A 22628-nucleotide genomic window follows, 5' to 3' on the forward strand; every position below is an offset into this window, starting at 1 on the left:
CCTGTGACAATTGAGAAAAAGTAAGAAAAGCTCAAACCAACACGGCACAGGCTCCATACTCGGTTACACCTCGTTCACAGCCTTTACAAAACGTTAACAGCCTTACACCCATCACTTTCCCTCAAACCACCATGAAAACCCACACCACCAATTACACCAACACCTTCATCGAAGTGGCGGAAGACACCAAGGCAATTTGTGGCATCATACCGACTTCAAAAGGCGACAAAAAGACGATTGCCGAAATGCAGTACGACCTGATTGCCAAGAACCCGTACCGCTATACCTCCGATGATGTCCTGTTTCGGGTTTTTGCAGACCGGAATGATGTGGCAGAAGCTGATTACAGTCAGGCGAGAGCGCAGTTTTTCTCAAAGGGGCAGGCCTGTTTCAGAGCGTCGCCTTTGCCTAAAACCTACGGATTTGGCGTGCATTGCGACAGTGCGGGCAAGGTTGCCATTTATGGTGTGGAAACGGCGGAATACGAGGAATTTGTAGCTAACAGCAAGCTGAAGAAAGTAAAAGCCATGAAATCGAGCAGAAAATGAAGACGATTTTTGACAAGCCTACCCGCGACGAGATCATCATCAGAATAGCCGCCATCTCGGCCGATAAAAGCGCCCAATGGGGTAAGATGAACGTTTACCAAATGGTGGAGCACAATACCTACTGGAACGGGTGGATGTTGGGGAAGGACAACCCTACCTACAGCCAGACTTTGCTGGGCAAGGTGTTTGGCAGAATGGCCTTGCGGAAAATGATCAAGGATGCGCAGCCCTTTGATCGGAACATCCCGACTTCTTCCCAATTCAAAGCAAAGGAGACTGGTGGCGATCTGGAAGCAGAGAAGCTGATATGGATTTCGTTGACGGAAGCTTATGAAAGCTACGATAACCCGGCCTTCATCCACGATTTCTTTGGGAAAATGACGAAGGAACAGGTCGGGATATTGGTGTACAAACATTCCGACCATCATTTGCGGCAATTCGGAGTATAAACCGGGTAAGTGTCTACCTTCATCGTAAACAAAAAATCAACTAAATTATCAAAATTTATCACCTCACTATGCTACCACTTATCTCCGCACAAGAACTCGGCTCGCTCCTGCCCAACAATAATCTGGTGTTGATCGACGCCCGCTCCGGCCCCAATGCCCGTGCCAAATACGAACAGGAGCACCTGGCCGGCGCACTGCACGTGGACCTGGACAAAGACCTGGCCGACGTCAAGCCTAACCCAGCCCAGGGAGGCCGTCACCCGCTGCCTGAACCGGAAAAATTTGCCGAATTGCTGGGCCGTTTAGGTATAGCGCCTGGCAGCCATGTGGTGGTGTATGATGACATGAACGGAGCAAACGCCGCCTCGCGTTTCTGGTGGATGCTGCGTGCCGCAGGGCATGCTCCTGTACAGGTGCTAGACGGCGGTTACCAGGCGGCTGTTGCAGCTGCTATACCTGTCAGCAGCGCAGCAGAACAGGCAAAGCAAACGGGGCCGTACCCTTTCAAAGCCTGGGAGCTGCCAACTATTTCGATGGAGGAAGTTGCGGAGGTGGTTAAAGACCCGGACTACCTGGTGGTGGATGTGCGCGATGCCGCCCGCTACCGGGGCGAGACCGAACCAATCGACCTGGTAGCCGGCCATATTCCGGGGGCAGTCAACATTCCGTTTCAACAAAACCTCACCGCGGATGGCACTTTCCTATCACCGGAAGCGCTGCGGGAGAAATATGAGAAGGTCATAAGTGGACGTAACTTGGAACATGTGGTGGTGCACTGCGGCTCGGGCGTAACGGCCTGCCATACGGCGCTGGCCATGGACCAGGCGGGCCTGGGTATACCGACGCTCTACGTGGGTTCCTGGAGCGAGTGGTCGCGTAACGACCGCCCGATCGGAACGGGCGCCTAAGGTATAGGTATAACGCAAAAGCGGCTGCTGAGCATCATGTTCAGCAGCCGCTTTTGTTTTAGCAGGTATAGCGCCTAGTAGCCCAATTTCTGGCGTACGCGCTCCAGAACCGGAGTAGCAATGGCTTTCGCTTTTTCAGCGCCTTCCAGCAGTTTCTTATCTATTTCGGGCAGGTTGTTCATGTAGTAGGCAAACAGCTCACGCTCCTTGGCAAACTTGCGCACGATCAGTTCGTACAGCGCCTGCTTGGCATGGCCGTAGCCGTAGCCACCGTTCAGGTAGTTGTTACGCATCGCTAGAATCTCTTCCGGAGAAGCCAACAGACTGTAGAGCTTAAATGTGGTGTCCTCATCCGGATCTTTCGGGTCCTCGAGCGGGGTGCTGTCCGTCACGATGCTCATGATCGTTTTACGCAGTGGCTTGTCGGCCTCAAATATGTCAATGATGTTGCCGTAAGACTTGCTCATCTTCTCACCGTTAATGCCGGGCACGGTCATCACGGTTTCGTCGGTTTTCGCCTCGGGCAGCACAAAGGTCTCCCCGTAGTTGTGGTTGAACGAGCTGGCAATGTCGCGTGTGATCTCCAGGTGCTGTACCTGGTCCTTTCCTACAGGTACGATGTTGGCATCGTACATGAGGATGTCGGCAGCCATCAGCACCGGGTAGGTAAACAGACCGGCGTTCACGTCAGACAGCCCTCTGCGGCTCGATTTGTCCTTGAATGAGTGCGCATTGGCCAGCATCGGGAATGGAGCGAAGCAGTTGAGGTACCAGTTCAGCTCGGTCACCATCGGAACATCCGACTGGCGGTATAGGATGTGCTGATCAGTGTCGAAGCCACAGGCCAGCCAGGCGGCGGCCACCGAGTAGGTGTTATGACGCAGCACCTGAGGGTCGCGGATGGTGGTAAGGGAGTGCAGGTCGGCTATAAAATAAAGCGCCTGCTCCTGCGATGCCTTCGAAAGTTCGATGGCCGGGAGGATAGCACCCAGCAGGTTGCCCAAATGCGGACGGCCTGTGCTCTGAATGCCCGTAAGGTATCGTGCCATAGTCGGGAAAATGGTTTACAACTGCAAAATAACGCAAATTGCTCAAAACACGCCTAGCCCGACTACGACAATTCTATACCTGGTGCCTTAAAGTTTCTTGAGGGAGTGGTTTTTGGAGCTTTCTACCTCGTCCTGTGTTTTGGTAAGCAGCTTTACTTCGGTGTCGCTCACCTGCATGAAATACATCGGGTCGATGTCGCCGGCGGTAGGGATGAGTTGCAGCACCACGGCGTCCGGATTCTGCTTGTTGCCCCTGGCCAGGAACCACTTGCCACTGCTGTTCACCACACTCTTGTCTGCCGGCTTGCCCATGTACACCTGCTTCATGTTGAAGGATCCGCTGGAGCTTTTTGCACCCGGGCTCAGCGTCAGCTCCGTCTGGATGCCCTGGCAGTCTTTGCAGGCTAGGGTACCCCTGAAAGTGCCGCTTGGTGGTGCCAGCACAGGCGCTGCCTCCGGTTCTGGCTCAGCTGCTGTAGCTTCTGCTTTGGTTGGTTTGGCTTTGCTTTTGGACGGGGCCTTTGCCGTTGTTTTCTTGCCGCCGGCACGGTTTTCCTCGAGCCACTCCTGGTAGCTCTTACCTGACTGTGCCTGTGCCTGCTGCAAACCAAGGGTGAGTGAGAATAGGACGAAAAGTGCGATAATTGCTTTCATGTCGTGTTGTATTTGTCGTTCGGGGTGATCTTATCAGAAAATATACCAGTTTTTCAGCGGCACGCTGCCAGCCAGACTATTTCTGATTTAACTGCTGAAAAATTAATTTATTGTGTGTTGTAGCGGAGGTTGCTTCTGTGATGTTTGCCGCTTGCCTGTAGTCAGGATGTGAGATACGGAAGAGAGGCGGAGGCGGTTGAGAGAAACTAAAATGGCAGCTACTAATTGTATCCTTTCTGCGGTCACACGATTCCATTCTCCCTTTAAAAAACAAATGACCAGGCGCTTCACTCAGGAGCAGGCACCTAGCCATTCAAAAAAAAATCAAATCAAATCTTATAGTTCAAAGTCAATTACATCATAGGCTTGCTCGGGTTAGGTATAAAAATCAATTCTTTATCGTTTAGGCTGTTGTCAGCTTTCTGCTCTTCTGTCGCTGGTACAGTCGGTTCAGGTTGCTTGCCGCAATCGCGGCCAGGATGAGCGCCACGCCCAGCCACTGCACCGGCCATACCTCTTCCTGCAACACGAAGTAGGACATGGCCACCGCCACCGGCAGCTCCGCAGAACTGAGGATGGCACTCAGCGCCAGGCCGGTTTTAGGTATACCGTAGGCAAAGAACAGCGGCGGTATGACCGTGCCGAAGACACCCAGCAGCAAGCCCCACTTGAACAGGCCGTCTCCCAAAGAACCATTTACCAGGAACATGGGCGGGAAAATGCTCAGCACCAAGATAGTAGCGCCTGTCAGTAAAAGCGCGCTTTTGGTGGTCGGGTGCAGGTTATTGCCGGCCGACCCGTTGATCATCAGGAACACCGAATAACAGAACGCCGCCAGCAAACCAAAGCCAACACCGGCCAGGTCGAAGTCAGGTATGGTGCCGGAGAAAAGCCTGCCCGCCAGGGCTGTGCCCAGCAGCACCAGCAGCACCATCACCACCTGCGACAGCTCAGGCATTTTGCGTTTGATCACCGACTCCAGCAGCAGGCTGATCCAGGTAAACTGCATTAGCAGCAGGATGGCAATAGAGGCCGGCACCGCCTGCACGCACTTGTAATAGAAGATGCTTACCAGGCCCGTGCTGGTGCCCATGGCCACCAGCTTCAGTTTGTCTGTGGCAGTAACCCCCAGTGTGCGATGGCCCATCAGGTGCCGTAGCAGCACAATGCTCCAGAGTATCACGAAGCCGAAGAAGACCTGCGTACCGGTGACGTCACCCAAGGTATAGCCTTCCTGGTAGGCCAGTTTTACGAATGTGGATAGTATGCCGAAGCTACACGCTCCGAGAAATACCAAAAGGATGCCTCTGAACATAGATGTCCCTTCTGAAAAAAAACAGTAGAAAATTAGGTGTACGAGCGGGTCCTCAGACCCAATGGCGAAGGTGGGTCATTTTAGAGGTCGTGCAGGACGTACCCCGTGATGAAAATCTGTGTATGCGCTAAGTGTGCGGCCATTTCGTTTTGCAAGACCGCAAAGATACGGCTCTATTGAGGTTAAAAGCAAATATTTAATAACACAGGCTATTTTTCGCTTTCTTCGGCAGCTGTTTCTATCATGGCTTCAGCGGTGCGTTGGCCCAGGTAACCGTCTATCAGATAGTGTGCTAGGTATAGGGCTGGCGTAAGGGCAATAGCAATGAAAAATTTATAAATGTAGTTGATCGCAGCCACCGACATGACCAGCGACAGCGGCCAGTTGCCGAAAATGTAGAAGGCCACAAAAAGCACCACCACACTGTCGATCAGCTGCGACACCAGCGTAGAGCCCGTCGCCCGCAGCCAGATCTTGCCGCTGCCTGTAAAGGAGCGCAGCCAGTGAAACACGGTAGCATCCAGAAACTGCGAGATCAGGAAAGCCACAAGTGAACCGATGATGATCCCCAGCCCCTGCCGGTAAATGGAGTTGAAAGCGTAGTCAATGTTAAAAGGATTCCCGGCCGCATCCTGGTTGTTGAGCTCCAGCCAAAACGCAGCGGGCGGCAGACCCGTTACCACCGTGATCACTAGGAAAGCATACAGAATCAGGATGACGGTGAGGATGCTGATCTTCTGGACGCCCTTCTTGCCAAAGTACTCGTTGATGATATCGGTGGTGACGAACACGACGGGCCAGATGATAACGCCGGCCGTGAGGTTAAAGTCAAATTTCTCGCCCATAAGCCCAATCTGGGCACCCGGCATACCCAGGAGCGCCTCCGCCGAAAAGATCTTCACCCCGATCAGCTCAGCCAGCAGGGCATTGGCCAGAAAAATGCCACTCAGGACAAGGAACAGGTTCGTGCGTTTTTTCTCGAGGTCCGGGGTTGCTGCCATAGGTATAGGAATGGGGCAGCAAGATAGGGATTTTGTAATTAATATGGATGCAGGTATAGCTCGCGCGTCGCTTACTCCTGCACACAAAAGATGCTGCCTTCGGTGGCCAGGTCAGACTTCGCGAATACTTCTTTTGCCTCTTCGAGCAAAGGAGTGAGGTCTTTGTAGCGCACCGAAAAGTGGCCGAGCAGCAAGTGGCGTACCTGCGCGGCGGCAGCCATCTCGGCGGCCTGTCGGGCGGTGCTGTGGAAGGTATAGTGGGCGCGCTCGCGCATGTCGTCCAGGAAGGTGGCTTCGTGGTAAAGCAGGTCTACGCCTTTTAAATAGGGGAGGAGGTCGGGCTTATACCTGCTGTCGGCACAGTAGGCGTAGCTGCGGCTGCGCTTGGGCTCCAGTGTTACCACCGAGTTGCGCACCAGCACATTCCCATGCTCGTCTCTTATATCCTCGCCCCACTTGAGGCGCACCAGTTGCGGCGGCGTCAGGAAGCCAGGCAGGTTTTCTTTGATGAGCGGGCGCGGCTTGGGTTTTTCGCGGAACAGGAAACCGCAGCAAGGCACACGGTGCTCCATGGGCAAGGTATGGACCGTGATCTTTTTGTCCTCGTAAATTTTGCGGTAAATGGTGGTGTCCAGCTCATGGAAAATAAGCTTGAAAGTCAGGTTGGTGCCGGAGTATTTGAGCTGGAGGCTGAGGATTTCGGAGAGGCCGGGAGGGCCGAAGAGGTGCAGGGGCTGCTGGCGGCCCTGCAGGTGCATGGTAGAAAGCAAACCCGCCAGACCAAAGTAATGGTCCCCGTGCAGGTGGCTGATGTAGATGTTAGAAATGCGCTGATGCTTTATTTTGTAAAGCATCAGCTGCATTTGGGTTCCTTCTCCGCAATCAATCAGGTGAAACTGATTGTCGATGGTCAGCAACTGGGCGGTATGGTGCCGGTTTGCCGAGGGTGTGGCCGACGAACTGCCGAGTATCCTGAGTTCGAAATCCACAAAGTAGGGTTTGCTAGTCTTCCTTGTTGGTCAGGTCCTGCTCGATCTCGTGCAGAAACACGCGGTCGATCGCCTCTTCCACCGTAGGAAGGATGTTAAGCACAGACTCCAGTTTAGAGATCGTGATCAGTTTCATCACGTGGTCCTGCAGGCTGGTCAGAATTAGCAAACCGTTGGAGGAGTTGCAAAGTCTGTTGGCAATCAGGATAGAGCTCAGGCCTGAAGAGTCGGTATATTTTACGTTATTGAGGTCAAGAATCAGGTTGGTGATCCCTTCGGCGTTCAATTTCACGAACTCAGATTTTAAATCCGGAGCGATTGAAGTATCCAGTTTCTTCTCGTCTATCGTGATAATCGTGTAGTTTTCTTTCTTATCAATCGTGTACTTCATAGATCTACCAGTAAAGGATTTAAACGCGAATGTACCAAAATCCACGTTAATAATTCTAATTTTTCTCGTTAAAAATGTTTTCTACGATGTGATTCTCCATGCGTGAGAGCACATTCTCGTAGCTTTCTTTGTGAAACGGCTGCCCCGTGAAAACTTCATATAACTCGATGTAGCGGTCCGAGATGCTGTGCACCACTTCATCGGTCATGTCAGGCACGGTTTGTCCTTCTTTTCCCTGAAAGCCGTTCTCGATCAGCCACTGCCGCACAAACTCTTTCGACAGCTGCTTCTGCGACTCGCCGTTCTGCTGGCGCTCCTCGTATCCCTCCAGATAAAAGTAGCGCGAAGAGTCCGGCGTGTGGATCTCGTCGATCAGGTATACCTCGCCGTTGTAGCTGCCAAACTCATACTTGGTGTCGACCAGTATCAGCCCGCGCTGTGCGGCCAGTTCCGTGCCTCTCGCAAAGAGGGCCCGGGTATAAGCTTCTAATTTAATGTATTCTTGCTCAGATACAATGCCTTTTGCAATAATTTCTTCACGCGAGATGTCTTCGTCGTGTCCTTCATCCGCTTTGGTGGTCGGGGTGATGATCGGCTCAGGCAGTCTGTCGTTTTCGCGCAGACCCTCTGGCAGCGTCACACCGCACACACTGCGCTTGCCGGCTTTGTACTCGCGCCAGGCATGCCCGGCCAGGTAGCCCCGGATCACCATCTCCACCTTGTAAGGCTCGCAACGGTAGCCGATGGTCACGTTCGGGTCTGGCGTAGAAAGCACCCAGTTCGGCACTATGTCGGCAGTGGCTTTCAGGTTGATGCTCGCTATCTGGTTCAGTACCTGTCCTTTGTAAGGTATGGCCTTCGGCAGCACCACATCAAAAGCCGAAATACGGTCCGTGGCCAGCACGGCCAGACGGTCCTTGAAATAATAAACATCGCGTACCTTGCCTCTGTAAAAACCGGTTTGTCCGGCGAAGGAGAAATTCGTTTCTTTTATGGCCTCCATTAGGTCTGTTGGGTTTGAGAAGGGCAAAGTTAAATTTTTTTTGTGGGTGAGTGTGACAAGGTATAGGTATAAATGTAAAATGACTTAACAGAAAGGGTAAGCCTCTGCGTCCGGACACTGCTGTATACTCTTAAGTATAGTGATAGTTTTATATTATGAAATCTATTGTTTGTACATTATCGAGAATGTTGTGCCGGGGGTGAAATTTTATTTCTCAAGGGCTCCTGGTAATGAATGATGTTGTGCGCCATTCCTTTAAAAATGACAAAATGGAAAGGCAGCATGGCATACCAGTACAGCCTGCCCGCCAGGCCATCGGGACGGAAGGCGGCCAGCTGTTCGAGGTGATTTCCGTCCTGCTCCCGACAGATTCTGAACTGAAGCCAGGCCTCGCCGGGCAGCTTCATTTCGGCGTAGAGCAAGAGGCGCCCGACTTTGCGGTCAACGGCCAGCACACGCCAGAAATCAATGGAATCGCCCGCCTGCACATCGGTAGGGTGCCTCCGCCCACGCTGCAGGCCCACACCGCCCACCATTTTGTCGAGCAGCCCGCGAATCTCCCACAGAAAGTCGGTCTTGTACCAGCCACGCTCGCCCCCGATGCGCAGGATGTTTTCCAGCACCTCTTCCGGGGCGCGGTCGAAGCGCATGCGCTGCCGGTCGGTGAGCACGCCATGTTCTGGTATTTGTACAAAATCCATGAAGTTGAGTCGGATGGTGCCACTCACCAGCGCGTCCTTCCAGCTCGACACCACCATGTTCTGCTCCATCTTGGTAAAAGCCAGATTCAGAGCGCTCTCGTAACTGAGGCACTTGTGCGGAATCAGCTGCTGTATGCTCTCGTCTTTCACCATCGCATCGTTGCGCAGACTCTCCACCAGACTGCGGGCCAGCGCAAAGTTGGTGCTCGTGACAAAGTACAGCCAGTAGGAGGAAAGCCTGGGCGTAAGGACCGGCAAGGTATAAATGCAGCGCTTCAGGTTTCGGACCTTGGCCAGTTGCAGCAGCATTTGCTTGTAGGTCAGCACATCAGGCCCGCCAATTTCAAAACGTTTATCATAGCAGTCTGTACGGCCCAGCACAGCGGTGAGGTAAAAGATCACATCGCGAATGGCAATGGGCTGGCAGCGGGAGTTGAGCCAGCGGGGCGTCACCATGACCGGAAGCTTTTCTACCAGGTCGCGGATGATCTCGAACGAGGCGCTGCCCGAACCGATGATGATGGCCGCCCGCAGTACGGTGAGCGACGCTTTGCCCTGGGCCAGCACGTCCTCCACCTGCCGCCGCGAGGTCAGGTGCTTCGACAAGTGGACGTCGTTGGCAATGCCGCTCAGGTATACCACTTGCCTGGCACCCGTGGTGTTGAGGTAGCGGATGAAGTTCGCGGCAGAAGTTTTCTCGGCTTGTTCAAAGTCGGCTGAGCCGGAGCCCATGGAGTGCACCAGGTAGTAGGCAGCATCTACATCGCGAGGCAGATTCTGTAAACTTTCCGGATTGAGCAGATCCCCTTTTACCACCTGCACCTTGTCCTTCAGGCTGTCGGGCACTTCGAAGCGGCGCGGGTCCCGCACCAGGCAAACCACCTCGTGTTGCGCCTCTACTAGCACGGGCAGGAGTCGTTTGCCTATGTAGCCGTTCGCGCCGGTCAGAAGTATTTTCATGCGGGTATTCCGGATAGTGTATACCTGCACAACAGGTATAGCAGGTGATTGTTATGCGAAGGCAATTATACTTATTCGGAGATAGTAAACCAACAGGTATAAGTGGGTTATACTATAAAGTGTATAAGTTCTTGATAGCCATAGGTGTAAAATTGGTTTTTTAGGTGAATTTGAAATTATTTGAATTAATAATTTGGATTATTTGAAATGCTGCTCTAGCTTTGCATCATCAAGTCTGATATCCCTTTGTGGGTATCGATTTATAAAGAAGCGCGGAGAGACAGGCTCTGTGAAGCGCTAGCAACCAGCCTCGGGCAAGGTGCTAATTCCTGATTCCGGAAGTCCGGATGCATATAAATTGATAACGTTATGGAAAAGGGAACCAAGCCAACACAACTTCTTTCATTTTTTACACCGGCAACTCCAAACCCGGTTATTTCGCATGCGGCTGTTTCCGCTACCACCTGCTGTAGCCGAATGTGCATGTGTTGCTGCTGTTGCTAGTAGCACGACCAATCCCCGTATTTTTTGCTGCCATTCCGTCGAGCCACAGGTAGATCCTGTGAACGAACGACTGTAGCTGCACTCTTCTTCTTGTCTTAAAACAAGTTATTCTATATTTTTCAAAATTTAAACAGCACGACTATGTCTCATACACATCATTTCGAAACGCTTCAGTTACACGCCGGCCAGGAAATAGACCCAACTACCCGTTCCCGCGCCGTGCCCATTTACCAGACTTCTTCCTATGTTTTCAAAGACGCCGAGCATGGGGCCAACTTGTTTGCCCTGAAGGAGTTCGGAAATATCTATACCCGCATCATGAACCCCACCACCGATGTGTTCGAGAAACGCATTGCCGCTTTAGAAGGTGGTGTGGCAGCCGTGGCCGTAGCCTCCGGACAGGCGGCGCAGTTCATCGCCCTCAACAACATCCTGCAGGCCGGCGACAATTTTGTTTCCACCAGCTTTTTGTATGGTGGCACCTTCAATCAGTTCAAAGTTTCTTTTAAGCGGCTAGGTATAGAAGTGCGCTTTGCCGAGAGCGACGAAGCAGCTGATTACGAGAAACTGATCGACGAAAACACGAAAGCGATCTATGTGGAAACGATCGGCAACCCGCGCTTCAACATACCTGACTTCGAGGCAATCGCTGCCGTGGCCAAAGCGCACGACATTCCGCTGATAGTGGACAACACGTTCGGAGCGGGCGGCTACCTGTTTAGACCCTTGGAGCATGGCGCCAACGTGGTGGTGGAGTCGGCCACCAAGTGGATTGGCGGGCATGGCACCAGCATAGGCGGCGTGATCGTGGACGGCGGCAATTTCAACTGGGGCAACGGCAAGTTTCCGCAGTTCTCGGAGCCGTCAGAAGGCTATCACGGACTCAACTTCTGGGAGGTGTTTGGCACGGACGGTCCATTTGGCAACATCGCCTTTGCCACCAGGGCGCGGGTAGAGGGGTTGCGTGACTTCGGTCCGGCGCTCAGTCCGTTCAACTCATTCCTGCTGCTGCAGGGCCTGGAGACGCTTTCGCTGCGGGTAGACCGCACGGTGCAAAATGCGCAGGCGCTGGCCGAGTGGCTGGAGCAGCATGAGCTGGTGGAGAGCGTGAACTACCCGGGTCTGCCGTCGAACAAGTACCACAACCTGGCTAAAAAATACCTGAAAAGAGGTTACGGCGGCGTACTGTCCTTTAACTTGAAAGGCGACAAAAAGCAGACGGAGGCTTTTGTGAACAGCCTGCAGCTGATCAGTCACCTGGCCAACCTCGGCGACGCCAAGACCCTGATCATACACCCGGCCTCTACCACCCACCAGCAGCTTTCCGATCAGGAGCAACTGAGTGCGGGCGTGACGCCTACCTTGCTACGCCTCTCGGCAGGTATAGAGCACCTCGACGATATCAAAGCTGACCTGGAACAGGCCTTTGCCAAAGTACGGCAGCACCACGAACAACCTGAACTGAACGAAGCATAATGGCTGATCAATTAGTTTTTCATTACCAAAAGCAATTCCAACTGGAGTCGGGAGCCACGCTTCCCGGCTTCCAGCTGGCCTATTCAACCTATGGACAACTCAACCAAGACCAAAGCAATGTGGTGTGGATATGCCACGCCCTCACGGGCAGCTCAGACTTCACCGACTGGTGGGGCGAACTTTTCGGGGAGGGGAAATTATATGAACCGGCGGACTGGTTTGTGGTTTGTGCGAACACCCTGGGTGGCTGCTATGGATCCACGGGACCACTTGCAGTTAATCCGCAAACGCTCCAACCTTTCTACCACAGCTTCCCGCAGCTAACCAACCGCGACATAGTGCGCGCCTTCGACCTGCTGCGGCAGGACCTGGGTATAGCGCAGGTGCATACCTTGCTGGGTGGTTCGCTGGGCGGGCAGCAGGCGCTGGAGTGGGCCATTCTGAAACCGGAAGTGTTCCAGAACCTGATCCAGGTGGCTTCCAATGCAAGGCACTCGGCCTGGGGCATTGCCTTTAACGAGAGCCAGCGCATGGCCATCCGGCAGGACCCAACCTGGCAGACCAACACCAGCGAGGCAGGTATAGAAGGGCTCAAAACGGCCCGCGCCATTGCCATGCTTTCCTACCGGCACTATACCTGCTACGAGGCGAGTCAGCAGGAGCCGGGCCACAGTATCACCGACGATTTCCGGGCGGCCACCTACCAAGTATACCAAGGCGAAAAACTGGCCAAACGCTTCAATGCCTATACCTACTGGCTGCTCTCCAAAGCCATGGACTCGCACAACGTGGGCCGCGATCGGGGAGGTATAGCCAAGGCGCTGGAGCGGCTGAAAGCGAATTGCCTTTTTGTCGGGGTGGACACCGACCTGCTTTTCCCGGTGGGGGAGCAGGAGCAGCTGCACCGGCTGGTGCCGGGGTCAACGTTTGCGCTCCTGCATTCTGGCTACGGGCACGATGGTTTTTTGGTGGAGACGGTACAGCTCGCGCAGGCCATCCGCGAATTTTATGAAATGCAAACAGTAAAACACACTCACTATGAAAATTCAGAAGTTTAAAAAACGCATTGGGCTGATCGGTTTTGGTTGCGTAGGGCAGGGCCTGTACGATGTGGTGGAAGCCAGCCGACACCTGGGCTGGGAGATTGGGAGCATCTGCGTGAAAGACAAAGAGAAACCCCGCACATTGCCCGCCTCCGCCTTCACTTATAGCGTACAGGACGTGTTGCAGGACCCCAGCCTCGACATTATTGCCGAGCTGATCAGCGACCCTGCAGAAGCGCTCGTTATTTTGAGGCAAGCCTTGCAAAAGGGCAAGACTGTGGTGTCGGCCAACAAAAAAGTGATTGCGGAGAACCTGCCGGAGCTGATCAGTTTGCAGCAGAAGCATGGCGGCGTCCTACTCTACGAGGCATCCGTTTGTGGCAGTATACCGGTGCTCCGGACGCTGGAAGCCTACTATGGATCAGAACCACTGGTAGAAGTGCGCGGCATTCTGAACGGCTCGTCTAATTATATATTAAGCAAACTACACGCCGAGCGTGGTAATTTCCAGTCGGCCCTGGCGCAGGCGCAGGAGCTGGGTTTTGCAGAAGCCGATCCGTCGCTGGATGTGGAAGGAACCGATGCCTTGAACAAACTCTGCATTCTGGCCGCCCATGCCTATGGTTTGCTGGTTCACCCGGACGAGGTGCTGCACTTTGGCATCCAGCATGTCACGGCCGAAGCCGTCGAACTGGCCGCCTCCCTGAACTGCCGCATCAAACTGGTAGGCTCATTAAAAGCGACTTCCAATGGGCAGGTAGCGCTGCAGGTGCTGCCCACTTTTATACCTGAATCGGATGCCCTCTATGATGTGGAAGCCGAATTTAACGGGCTCGAGATAGAAGGACAGTTTGCCGGGAAGCAGTTTCTGAAAGGGCGCGGAGCCGGCAGTCACCCGACCGGCTCTGCGGTGTGGGCCGATGTGGCGGCGGCTGTGCGCGGTTACCGCTATACCTACCCCAAGTTGTGCACGAGCCAGGTAAGCGCCACTTCAGGAGAGGAGGAACTGACCTTTTTGCTACATGGTGAGCCGGAGTATGTTGCAGAGGTTTCTAAACAATTGAAAGCAGACATTCGGAGCCAGGCTCCGGACCAAAGCCAGGTTATCGTGTCGCTGTCGCCGCAGCAGTTGAAGCAGCACCAGGATTTGCTGAAGCAGAAAGGGCTGTTTGTGGCGGCTATACCTGCCGGCGTGGTGCTTGATATAGTACCAGAACTCCTGGGTAGGGCGGAAGCTATAGCAATTGGAGAGTAGTAAGTTTAGGTTTTACTTCACAAACTGTCTATACCTTGTTAAGAATATTTTGATTGGGTTATTATTATTAAAATAATTCAATTTAAAATATTGCATGACTTTCATTTTAAATTGTATATTAATTGTATAGTTAGCATGCTATAAATTGGATAGAAGCTTTTATACAAGTATTTTAAAATATTTAAATAAATAACACCATCATTTTCATCTGTTTGTGGTTTTACTATCGTACAAAGAATATTTATGGACGATTTGTAACACCCGAAAGCAATGAAAATCTATATACCCTGGCTCAGCTCTTTACTTCTGATAATTATATTTTCTTCCTGTCGGAATGACAATGTTTCACCTATACGTAACGTTCGTTTTGACCCCGGTTTGCTGAATCCGATGCAGGCGGCAGGCGGTGTGCCGTGCGCTTCGCATACCTATTCTTATAATGGGGCAGAAAAGTCGTTGGGTACGGTTTACGGCGGCATGGTGCTGGTGTCTTTCCGGGATGGGCTAGGTAACGAGCAGGCTACAGCTGCTGCGGAGCGCCATGGTTTTGTAGAAGCGCTCGGGCAACCCGTTCAGACAAACTCAGCCCGGCTATACCCGGCCAAACTAGCACCAGGCTTGAGCTGCCAGCAGGTAGAGGCGGCCCTCGCTGAGCTTTCCAAGGATCCGGCGGTTGACTACGCGGCTCCTTATTTTGAATTGGCAGACGGGCAGATGCTGGGGGTGTCGAACGAATTCATTGTGGTAGTAGAGGAGGGCCGTCAGGAAACCGCGAAGGTGCTGATGCGCCTGGCCGAGGCAACCGGAACCGAGCTAGTAAGTACTTTGGGCGAGGGCACCTATGTGCTGCGCGCCAATAAAGAATCGAAAGGCAATGCACTTGAAATGGCTAACTTTTTCAACAAGCATCCGCTTATAAAACATGCTGAGCCAGATTTTATAGTTTCGCTGGCTATGTAAAATACCTGATTGTGATGGTTTTGGGTTAAGAGTGAGAAAGCCCCGCCTCCGGATTTCCGGTGGCGGGGCTTTCGTCTTATATAGCTATAGTGCCGTGAAATTAACCCAGGTATACGACTGCAGCCTTTTCCCTTAGGTTATAGGACGAAGCCATCACCTCGCCGTAAGCACCGGCTGTCCGGATCGCGATCAGGTCGCCACGGTTTGTCTCGGGTAGCACCACCGCCTTGCCGAAGCAATCCGACGATTCGCAGATCGGGCCTACCACATCGTAGCGTTCTTCAGCGCCTTGGCTGGTCAGGTTTTCAATTTTGTGATACGACTGGTACAGGGCAGGGCGGATCAGCTCCGTCATACCGGCATCCAATATGGCAAAGTTCGTCGATACGCCTTTTTTGATGTAAAGCACCTTCGAAATAAGGGTTCCGCACTGGGCAACCAAAGCCCGACCCAATTCAAAATGCACCTGCTGGTTCGGGCGCAGTTCCAGGAACTGGTTGAATAAAGAAAAATAAGCCTCAAAGTCAGGTATAGGTTGCTCGTCCGGGCTGTAATAATCTACCCCCAGACCACCACCTACGTTGATGTGCTCCAGCTGCACCTGCTGCGACTCAAACCAGTCCTGAAACTCGTTCACGCGCGTGCACAGGTTGCGGAAAGCCGACAAATCTGTGATCTGTGAGCCAATGTGGAAGTGCAGACCGATCAGCGACAGGTTAGGCAGTGATTTGAGCAAAGCCAACACATCAGGCAATTCCCAGGCGTTGATGCCGAATTTGTTTTCCTCCAGTCCGGTGGTGATGTACTTGTGCGTATTGGCGTTCACGTTCGGGTTGATGCGCAGCGCAATGCGGGCCGTTTTGCCCTTGGCTTCCGCCAGTTCATTGAGCACCTCCAACTCGTGGCTCGACTCGCAGTTGAAGCAGAAAATGTCCTGGTCCAGCGCATAGTTGATCTCAGTGTCGGACTTGCCCACACCGGCAAACACCACATGTTGAGCCGGAAAGCCGTTTTCGATGGCACATTTTACTTCGTTGCCGCTCACGCAGTCGGCACCGAAACCTACGGCTCGCATCTCCTGCAGGATCGGGCTATTGGTGTTGGCTTTCAGGGCGTAGTGCACCTGAAAGTTATACCTGGCGGCTTCCTGGCTTACCCGTTGCAGGGTTTGGCGCAACAGGTTGAGGTCGTACATATAAAAAGGAGTGGCGTGCTGCTGCAACTCCTGCACAGAAAGATTAAGCATTTTTGTTGTTCCTTTCGAATATGCCCTCATTCAGCTGAATCAGGGATCTTTCTTTATCGGTTGTGTTGATCAATAAGCTGATGTTATTCTTGCTTCCGCCGTACGAAATCATGCGCAGCGGAATGTCTTTTAGCGCCTCAAATATCTTCAGGCCCGAGCCACTGCGTTCGGCAATAAAATCGCCCACCACACAAATAATGCTCTGGTTCTGATCGACTTCCACCTGTCCGTACTCCTGCAGCTCGCGCGTAATCTCGGACAGAAACTTCGGGTTGTCGATGGTCAGCGACACGGCTACCTCTGATGTCGTGATCATGTCGATTGGGGTCTTATACCTTTCGAACACTTCGAACACGCTCCTTAGGAAACCATAGGCTAGCAACATGCGGCCCGACTTGATCTTGATCGCTGTGATACCGTCTTTCGCCGCTACCGCCTTGATGCCGCCTTTTCCGGTCTGCGCTGAAATGGTAGTGCCCTGCGCCTGTGGCTGCATCGTATTGAGCAGACGCACCGGAATGTTCTTCTGCTTGGCCGGCTGTACGCTGGACGGGTGCAGGATCTTGGCGCCAAAATAGGCAAGTTCCGCCGCTTCGTCAAACGAAAGCTCCGCAATCGGGAAAGTGTCTTTCACGATGCGCGGATCGTTGTTGTGCATCCCGTCAATATCAGTCCAGATCTGGATCTCGCTGGCATCGGCCGCTGCCCCGATCAGGGAGGCGGAATAATCTGACCCGCCACGCTTCAGGTTGTCCACCTCGCCAAAGGCGTTGCGGCAGATGTAGCCCTGCGTAATGAACAAGTTGGTATCTGGGTATTTCTCCAGCTCCAGTTTCAGGTTCTTACTGATGTAGGCGGTGTCCGGCTCCTCATTCTCGTCGATCTTCATGAAGTTAAGGGCCGGCAGCAGCACTGAGGCTATACCTTGCTCCTCAAGGAAAAACTGGAACAAAGCTGTCGACAGCAACTCACCCTGCGCCAACACGGCACGCTCTTCATATATCGTGAAGAGGTCGAGCGTGAACGAGCGGATGTGATCGAAATGATGCGAAATCAGTTCGAGTGCCTGTTTTTTCTTTTCATCGGTGAGGTAAAGTGCCTCTACCACCTGTTTATATTTATCGTGCAGCGCGTCGATGAGCGCGTTGGCTTCCTGGTTGGCGTTCTGGTAGAGCGTCTCTGCTATCTGTACCAGTTGGTTCGTAGTACCCGACATGGCCGAGAGTACCACAATTTTGGGTGAACCGTCGTTGATGAGGTCGGCCACCGCTTTCATTCTGTCAGCCGACCCTACAGAGGTGCCGCCGAACTTTAATACTTTCATCTAATTCGTCTGAAATAAAAGGTATAGTCAGAAGATGGTCAGGTATAGCCTTCTGCAAGGTATAGGGTGAGCAAAATCTGGCTGCAAATTTAACAAATTAAGGGCAGATGTGTGATAATCATCTAAAAAAGAAAGGGCAGCCATTTGCGGCTGCCCTTTCCTGAGGTACTATACCTGGATCTTAGTTTTTCATGATACGGGTAGTGGACTCTATACCCTGGCCTACCACCTTCAGGATGTACATGCCCGACTGCAGTTGCTCCAGGTTCAGCTCCAGTCGGTTCACACCCGCGTCAAGCTGCACGTCCTTGTTCACCACACGCCGCCCGTTCATATCGTAAATGGTCATCACGGCTTCCTGCGCCTCTGGGGCCATCAGCGTCACCTTGATCACATCCTGGAACGGATTCGGATAGGCCTGTGTAGCGAGCTCACGCGCCAGGCCCTTGGCGTTCACCGCAATCACATTGCTGTAGGCAAACTGCCCGTCGGTATCCACCTGCTTGAGTCGGTAGTATACCGTGCCCTGCACCGGCGTGCGGTCCGTGAAAGTGTACTTGGTCTCGAGGCTGGTCGTGCCTTTGCCTTTCACCGTGCCTACTTTCTCGAAGCTTCTCGCGTCCAGGCTGCGCTCTACCTCAAAGCGGTCGTTGTCAAGCTCTGAGGCCGTCAGCCACTCCAGGTGCGCCTGGTTGTTGCGAACCGTCGCCGTGAAGTAAACCAGCTCGACTGGAAGCGGGATGATGATGGGAGAATCTTCATTGATCACAATGGTCACCAACAAATCGGTTACGTCTCCAACAGCGTCCACCAGTCTGATGCTTAGTTCATAAATGCCCGTTACAAGCAGATCTGGATTGCTAACCGTGATGTTGCCGGTCGTAGGGGATAGAAAGAAGCCCGGAGGCAACGTACCGCTCAGCAACGTGGCAGCTGCAATTCCTCCATCAGAGTCAACTGTATAGGCCAGGGTGTCACCCCCAGCGTACTCATCCCGGTATTTAGGTGGCAATACCACATAAAATGCTTCACAGTTCACCGTGATTCGTACTATATCCGGTTCTGCCTGGGTTGTTGTGCCGCCGCAAGCAGTTGACACCGACCACTGGAACTCATAAATGCCTGATACCAATCCACTAACAGTGGTGTTCGGGTTGTTTACATTTGCAAAAATCGGATCAGCGCTTCCTGCAGGTTTTGTTGCAATAGACCAGGTACCCACACCAGGTGCAGCTGATAGGGCTGCGAGCACAGCTTCACTGCCACAAACCTCCTGATCCTCGCCTGCATTGGCTGTACCTGGGTCGTTAGTAACTTGCACGGTAACAGTTTGCAATACTCTTCGGGCTGGGCAGGAAGGGCTCGATACTTCCACATAAAAGGTATAGGTTCCAGCTGTGCCTAGCGCTGCTGACGGTACAGTAATGATGTTGCCTGTGCCCTGGATATCTTCTCCTATCTGAGTAACTACGTTCCCAGGACCGACCTGAAATACATCATACAGATAGCCCGCATTGGCTTGGGTAGACACATTGATTATGGCTGGCCCCCCAACGCACACCCTGTCATTGGTGGCAAACACCGGTCTGTCTATCGCCGGTCCGGAAATTACAGCATTGTAGCGGCCTGCATCTGTTAACACACAATCGTTCTCACCATTGGTGATAACCACGCTATAGGTCGCATTGAAATTTATCGGGCCGGTTGATAAAGTGATTTCGTCTCCAGTGCCAGCCATTGGAGAACCTACCAGGTCACCTGTCGCTTCATTCAGCAATTGATAGGTATACCCTTCTGCAGAGGAGCTAAGTTGCAATAAAACAGTAGACCCTGCGCAGACATTGCTTGAGGGCGGCACAACCGTATAATCGGTAGGCGCCTGTGGCAGCACGGATCTCGTGATCGTTTCGTTCAGGATAGCTTCGCAGCTTGCAGGCAGAGCCTCCCCTGTAGCACCCGTGATTCTGCGGGCTCTTACCGAAAGCACGACATCTCTGTTGGCGTCCGTTGTATTGCTGATCGGTCCTGACGTAATAGTAATCGCATCGCCTGTACCCATCACAGAAACGCCGGATTCTACTCCATCAGCCAGCAAGGTATAGATGACTCCAAGTTGTGAATTGGCCAGATCCACGACCACAGGTGTGCTGCCCCCGCAGATGGTTGCCGGTGTGCTGGAAGTGACTGAGAAGGTAGTTATCAGCGGTTCGCATTCCACTATCACGCTTTCAGCAAACTCACTCTCGCATTGACCAGTGGCCGTCACGGTAGCACTTATCTCGGCTCCTGGGAATATTTCTGTACGTGAAAAGCCTGTAATACTCCAAGCTCCATTTTCAGTTATAGAGATCGGAGTGAAAGGGGTGCCGTCAATGTAGAGAGTCAGTTGCGTGCCACCTGGGCCTGTTCCTGAGATCGTAGCAGCGCCTTCAACAATAGGGCTGTTGATGGTCAGACCTTCTGCTGATGTTTGAGGTGTAGCGGTAACAGGTTCGGAATCCGGGCTTTGGGTTCCGCCCGGAGCGGTGGCCCGTGCCGTGAAAGCTGTTCCCTGCGGTATGGAAAGTCCCGTAACAGACCAGAAGCCGTTATCATTAACAGTAGTTGGGGAGCCAACTGCTGTGCCGCCAGCATATACCTGAATCGTGGTGCCAACAGGCTCTGTTGATGTACCAGTAACAGTCGTCGTCACGCCGCAATAGTCCCCTGTGATGACTGGGGCTGTTGTTTCGCAACTTGTTACAGTTATGTTAGCTGACTGACCATAATATGTCGTGGCAGTTCTTGCTCTTGCAAAGAGTGTGTTTCCAGCTGTAAAACCTAAATTACCTGAGAAACTCCAGTTACCGGTTGCATTAGCCTGTACGGTAAAGGCGTTGTCCGCAGTGGTTACCAAGTAGATTGGGCGGTTGTTGAGGAATACCGTCACAAAAGAGTTTGGCGCTGCCGTGCCTGAAACTGTAGAAGAGCTGACACAGACAGGTGAGCTGATAGTAGTGGCAGGGCTGGTGGCAGTAGTAGGTAGGTTAACAAATGGAGCGGATGGATTTGACTGACACCCTGTACCTATTTGTTGTGTTGCAGTAAACACTCCATTACCAATGCAATTATTATTGCCTTCTCCTCCACCTTGCTGACAAACCCTAAAGCTCCAGTTGCCTGTATTAGAAGCTGTCACAAAAGTAGCACCAGTAGAGTTCGATATTAGTATACCATTTCGATAGATTCTGATAATTGCATTTGGTGCTGCAGTACCGTTAAGTACCCTTCTTGGTCCATCTGCTCCAACAATAGCCGGAGTTGGGGTAGCACAAACAGTAACTGTTACAATAACAGCATTAGACACCTGAGAAGCCGGCCTGTTTGGAGCAGTGGCCGTTGCTGTAATGCGGTTGCCTTCTGCCAGTGTCACACCGGCGGGAAGTGTAAATGTCCAGGTTCCTGTAGCTGTTACAGTCGTAGTGCCTAGGGCGGTACCATTTAGTTGCACCTGAATGATAGTGCCGACCGGTTCACGGGAAGTACCTGAGATGGTGGTTGCAGCTGTAGTAATAGGGAAGTTGATGACAGGTGCAAATGTCCTTATCTGAGGAATTTCGTTTGCCACCAGATTATTGAGCGTAACAGGGGGCGTAACGCCAATAACATCCCGCCAGGCTGCCAGTGCATCCTGGTTATAAGCTCTGAAATCGACTCCGGCAACATCTGCCATTAAGCTTAGGTCTGATAGCGCGCTACGTCCAAGGTTGAGGGTGCTAGCCACCATGCGCAAAGGTGTAGTAGATGAAATCTGGTTGCCAAAAGCGGTAATAGGCGTATAGAAGTCATAGAAATAGTCCGGGTCATTTCCACCAGTGGAGGCGGCCTGTGATCGCTGCGAGAACTGTGTGACGGTGCCACTGAATATTGTTTGCGGCGACTCGCCCCGGTGGTCAATAACCCGTACTTCAGAGTTCGAGAAAAGAACCACTTCAAACTCAAAACCAGGATTTGCTCCAGTACCCTCAAATTCGCCGTCTGTATCGATCAGGACACTGTAGCCGCGCGCAGCCGGTGAGATGCCGCCCACCCGAAGCCTGAACATGAGGTTCCTCCCGTCATAGTACACTTGCAGAGGAGAGGGAGGGGCAAAGTCAGTATGGCCGCCAACTGTTCCGTTTTTCACATCCCCCAAAGTTTCCGAAGTAAGCGTAGGCAATGGGCGGTAAGGGATTTCGCTGATGCCTTCGCCGACGTCATTGGTGCCAGAGAAGCCGGTTGAGGTTACTGATATAAATCCATCTCTGTTTGGATCAAGTATGGCGTCACCCCCGTTTTTGGCTGGCTGCAAAATCATGCCGGGTGTTTGCGCAAAAGCGCCTGCAACCGTGACTACGAATAGAATAGCAACCCAGAGGCTGCTTCGCAGTAACGAGACTTGTATATATTTTTTCATAGTTTGGGTAAAAGTTTGTTATAGCTAAATCTGATAAAGTTTCAAGTTGGTTTTTTGCCGCAGAAGAGTTAGATAAATTCAATTTTATTTAACTCTCCCTAAAGGGTATTAGGTTATACGGCGTATTTAATTAAAACTATAGTGTACAATTTTTGGAATATTTGCAGGAAATAGTAGGATGTACATAGGTGAGCTGTATTACTATATATGATGTTATATATGGTTGAAATGCAAGGCCTTTGGAGCGGTGTGTTATCACAACATTGTTTTAGTTATTACAGTTAAAAGGTTACTAATGCCTTGTTATGCAAGAGTTGGTCACTTGGATAAAGTATATTTTAAATTAAAAATATATAATTGATAAACATTAAAAAAGTGCAATAATTTTTGATTTTCAAGTAGGTGTATTTATAACAC

The 22628-nt window shown here is 52.2% G+C and carries 18 protein-coding genes and 1 riboswitch; of the genes, 7 read left to right on the forward strand and 11 right to left on the reverse strand.

What is annotated here, in order from left to right:
* Positions 1-131: 131 nt before the first annotated feature.
* The 3 genes from B0B12_RS00005 (at position 132) to B0B12_RS00015 (ending at position 1905) form a co-directional block, all read left to right on the forward strand.
* Entirely contained in the window at positions 132-548 is a 417-nt protein-coding gene (locus tag B0B12_RS00005; protein ID WP_076665482.1) for a DUF6157 family protein, read from the forward strand.
* Complete coding sequence (locus B0B12_RS00010) at positions 545-997, forward strand: DUF1569 domain-containing protein (protein ID WP_076665483.1); 453 nt, start codon at positions 545-547, stop codon at positions 995-997. The genes B0B12_RS00005 and B0B12_RS00010 overlap by 4 nt, the downstream gene beginning before the upstream one ends.
* 68 nt (positions 998-1065) lie before the next feature.
* Complete coding sequence (locus B0B12_RS00015; protein WP_076665484.1) at positions 1066-1905, forward strand: sulfurtransferase; 840 nt, start codon at positions 1066-1068, stop codon at positions 1903-1905.
* A gap of 74 nt (positions 1906-1979) precedes the next feature.
* On the opposite strand, the gene trpS is transcribed toward B0B12_RS00015, so the two are convergent.
* The 8 genes from trpS to B0B12_RS00055 all read right to left on the reverse strand — a co-directional run bounded on the left by trpS (position 1980) and on the right by B0B12_RS00055 (position 9968).
* A complete protein-coding gene (gene trpS, locus B0B12_RS00020) occupies positions 1980-2954 on the reverse strand; it encodes a tryptophan--tRNA ligase (protein ID WP_076665485.1) in 975 nt (324 codons plus the stop codon).
* Between the two features lie 87 nt (positions 2955-3041).
* Positions 3042-3608 (reverse strand): copper resistance protein NlpE N-terminal domain-containing protein, encoded by a 567-nt coding sequence (locus B0B12_RS00025; protein ID WP_076665486.1) that lies wholly within the window; start codon positions 3606-3608, stop codon positions 3042-3044.
* A gap of 403 nt (positions 3609-4011) precedes the next feature.
* A complete protein-coding gene (locus B0B12_RS00030) occupies positions 4012-4923 on the reverse strand; it encodes an EamA family transporter (RefSeq protein WP_076665487.1) in 912 nt (303 codons plus the stop codon).
* 209 nt (positions 4924-5132) lie between these two features.
* On the reverse strand, positions 5133-5924 hold the full coding sequence (locus B0B12_RS00035) for a queuosine precursor transporter (protein WP_076665488.1): 792 nt from the start codon (positions 5922-5924) through the stop codon (positions 5133-5135).
* 71 nt (positions 5925-5995) lie between these two features.
* The gene (locus B0B12_RS00040) at positions 5996-6913 is read right to left on the reverse strand and encodes a ribonuclease Z (RefSeq protein WP_076665489.1); all 918 of its coding nucleotides are present in this window, start codon (positions 6911-6913) and stop codon (positions 5996-5998) included.
* A gap of 13 nt (positions 6914-6926) precedes the next feature.
* Complete coding sequence (locus tag B0B12_RS00045; RefSeq protein WP_007657896.1) at positions 6927-7304, reverse strand: STAS domain-containing protein; 378 nt, start codon at positions 7302-7304, stop codon at positions 6927-6929.
* Between the two features lie 55 nt (positions 7305-7359).
* The gene (locus tag B0B12_RS00050; RefSeq protein WP_076665490.1) at positions 7360-8307 is read right to left on the reverse strand and encodes a phosphoribosylaminoimidazolesuccinocarboxamide synthase; all 948 of its coding nucleotides are present in this window, start codon (positions 8305-8307) and stop codon (positions 7360-7362) included.
* A gap of 176 nt (positions 8308-8483) precedes the next feature.
* Positions 8484-9968 (reverse strand): SDR family oxidoreductase, encoded by a 1485-nt coding sequence (locus tag B0B12_RS00055; protein WP_076665491.1) that lies wholly within the window; start codon positions 9966-9968, stop codon positions 8484-8486.
* 257 nt (positions 9969-10225) lie between these two features.
* Positions 10226-10328: riboswitch (SAM riboswitch) on the forward strand.
* Between the two features lie 285 nt (positions 10329-10613).
* Between B0B12_RS00055 and B0B12_RS00060 the strand changes: the two genes are divergently transcribed.
* The 4 genes from B0B12_RS00060 (at position 10614) to B0B12_RS00075 (ending at position 15206) form a co-directional block, all read left to right on the forward strand.
* On the forward strand, positions 10614-11948 hold the full coding sequence (locus B0B12_RS00060; protein ID WP_076665492.1) for an O-acetylhomoserine aminocarboxypropyltransferase/cysteine synthase family protein: 1335 nt from the start codon (positions 10614-10616) through the stop codon (positions 11946-11948).
* Entirely contained in the window at positions 11948-13006 is a 1059-nt protein-coding gene (locus B0B12_RS00065; RefSeq protein ID WP_083704025.1) for a homoserine O-acetyltransferase family protein, read from the forward strand. Before B0B12_RS00060 ends, B0B12_RS00065 begins: the two co-directional genes overlap by 1 nt.
* Positions 12987-14246 carry a homoserine dehydrogenase gene (locus B0B12_RS00070; RefSeq protein ID WP_076665494.1) on the forward strand — a complete coding sequence of 420 codons (1260 nt, stop codon included), beginning with the start codon at positions 12987-12989 and terminating at the stop codon, positions 14244-14246. Before B0B12_RS00065 ends, B0B12_RS00070 begins: the two co-directional genes overlap by 20 nt.
* A gap of 378 nt (positions 14247-14624) precedes the next feature.
* Positions 14625-15206 carry a hypothetical protein gene (locus B0B12_RS00075; RefSeq protein ID WP_139337738.1) on the forward strand — a complete coding sequence of 194 codons (582 nt, stop codon included), beginning with the start codon at positions 14625-14627 and terminating at the stop codon, positions 15204-15206.
* Between the two features lie 100 nt (positions 15207-15306).
* Here the strand turns inward: B0B12_RS00075 and lysA are convergent, their stop codons facing one another.
* The 3 genes from lysA to B0B12_RS20055 all read right to left on the reverse strand — a co-directional run bounded on the left by lysA (position 15307) and on the right by B0B12_RS20055 (position 22211).
* The gene (gene lysA / locus B0B12_RS00080) at positions 15307-16452 is read right to left on the reverse strand and encodes a diaminopimelate decarboxylase (protein ID WP_244554544.1); all 1146 of its coding nucleotides are present in this window, start codon (positions 16450-16452) and stop codon (positions 15307-15309) included.
* A complete protein-coding gene (locus B0B12_RS00085; RefSeq protein ID WP_076665497.1) occupies positions 16445-17776 on the reverse strand; it encodes an aspartate kinase in 1332 nt (443 codons plus the stop codon). The genes lysA and B0B12_RS00085 overlap by 8 nt, the downstream gene beginning before the upstream one ends.
* 181 nt (positions 17777-17957) lie before the next feature.
* Positions 17958-22211, reverse strand: a complete 4254-nt coding sequence (locus B0B12_RS20055) for a T9SS type A sorting domain-containing protein (RefSeq protein ID WP_139337739.1) — start codon at positions 22209-22211, stop codon at positions 17958-17960.
* Positions 22212-22628 lie beyond the last annotated feature (417 nt).

It is taken from the genome of Pontibacter indicus, assembly GCF_900156345.1.
In the GTDB taxonomy this organism is placed as follows: Bacteria; Bacteroidota; Bacteroidia; order Cytophagales; family Hymenobacteraceae; genus Pontibacter; species Pontibacter indicus.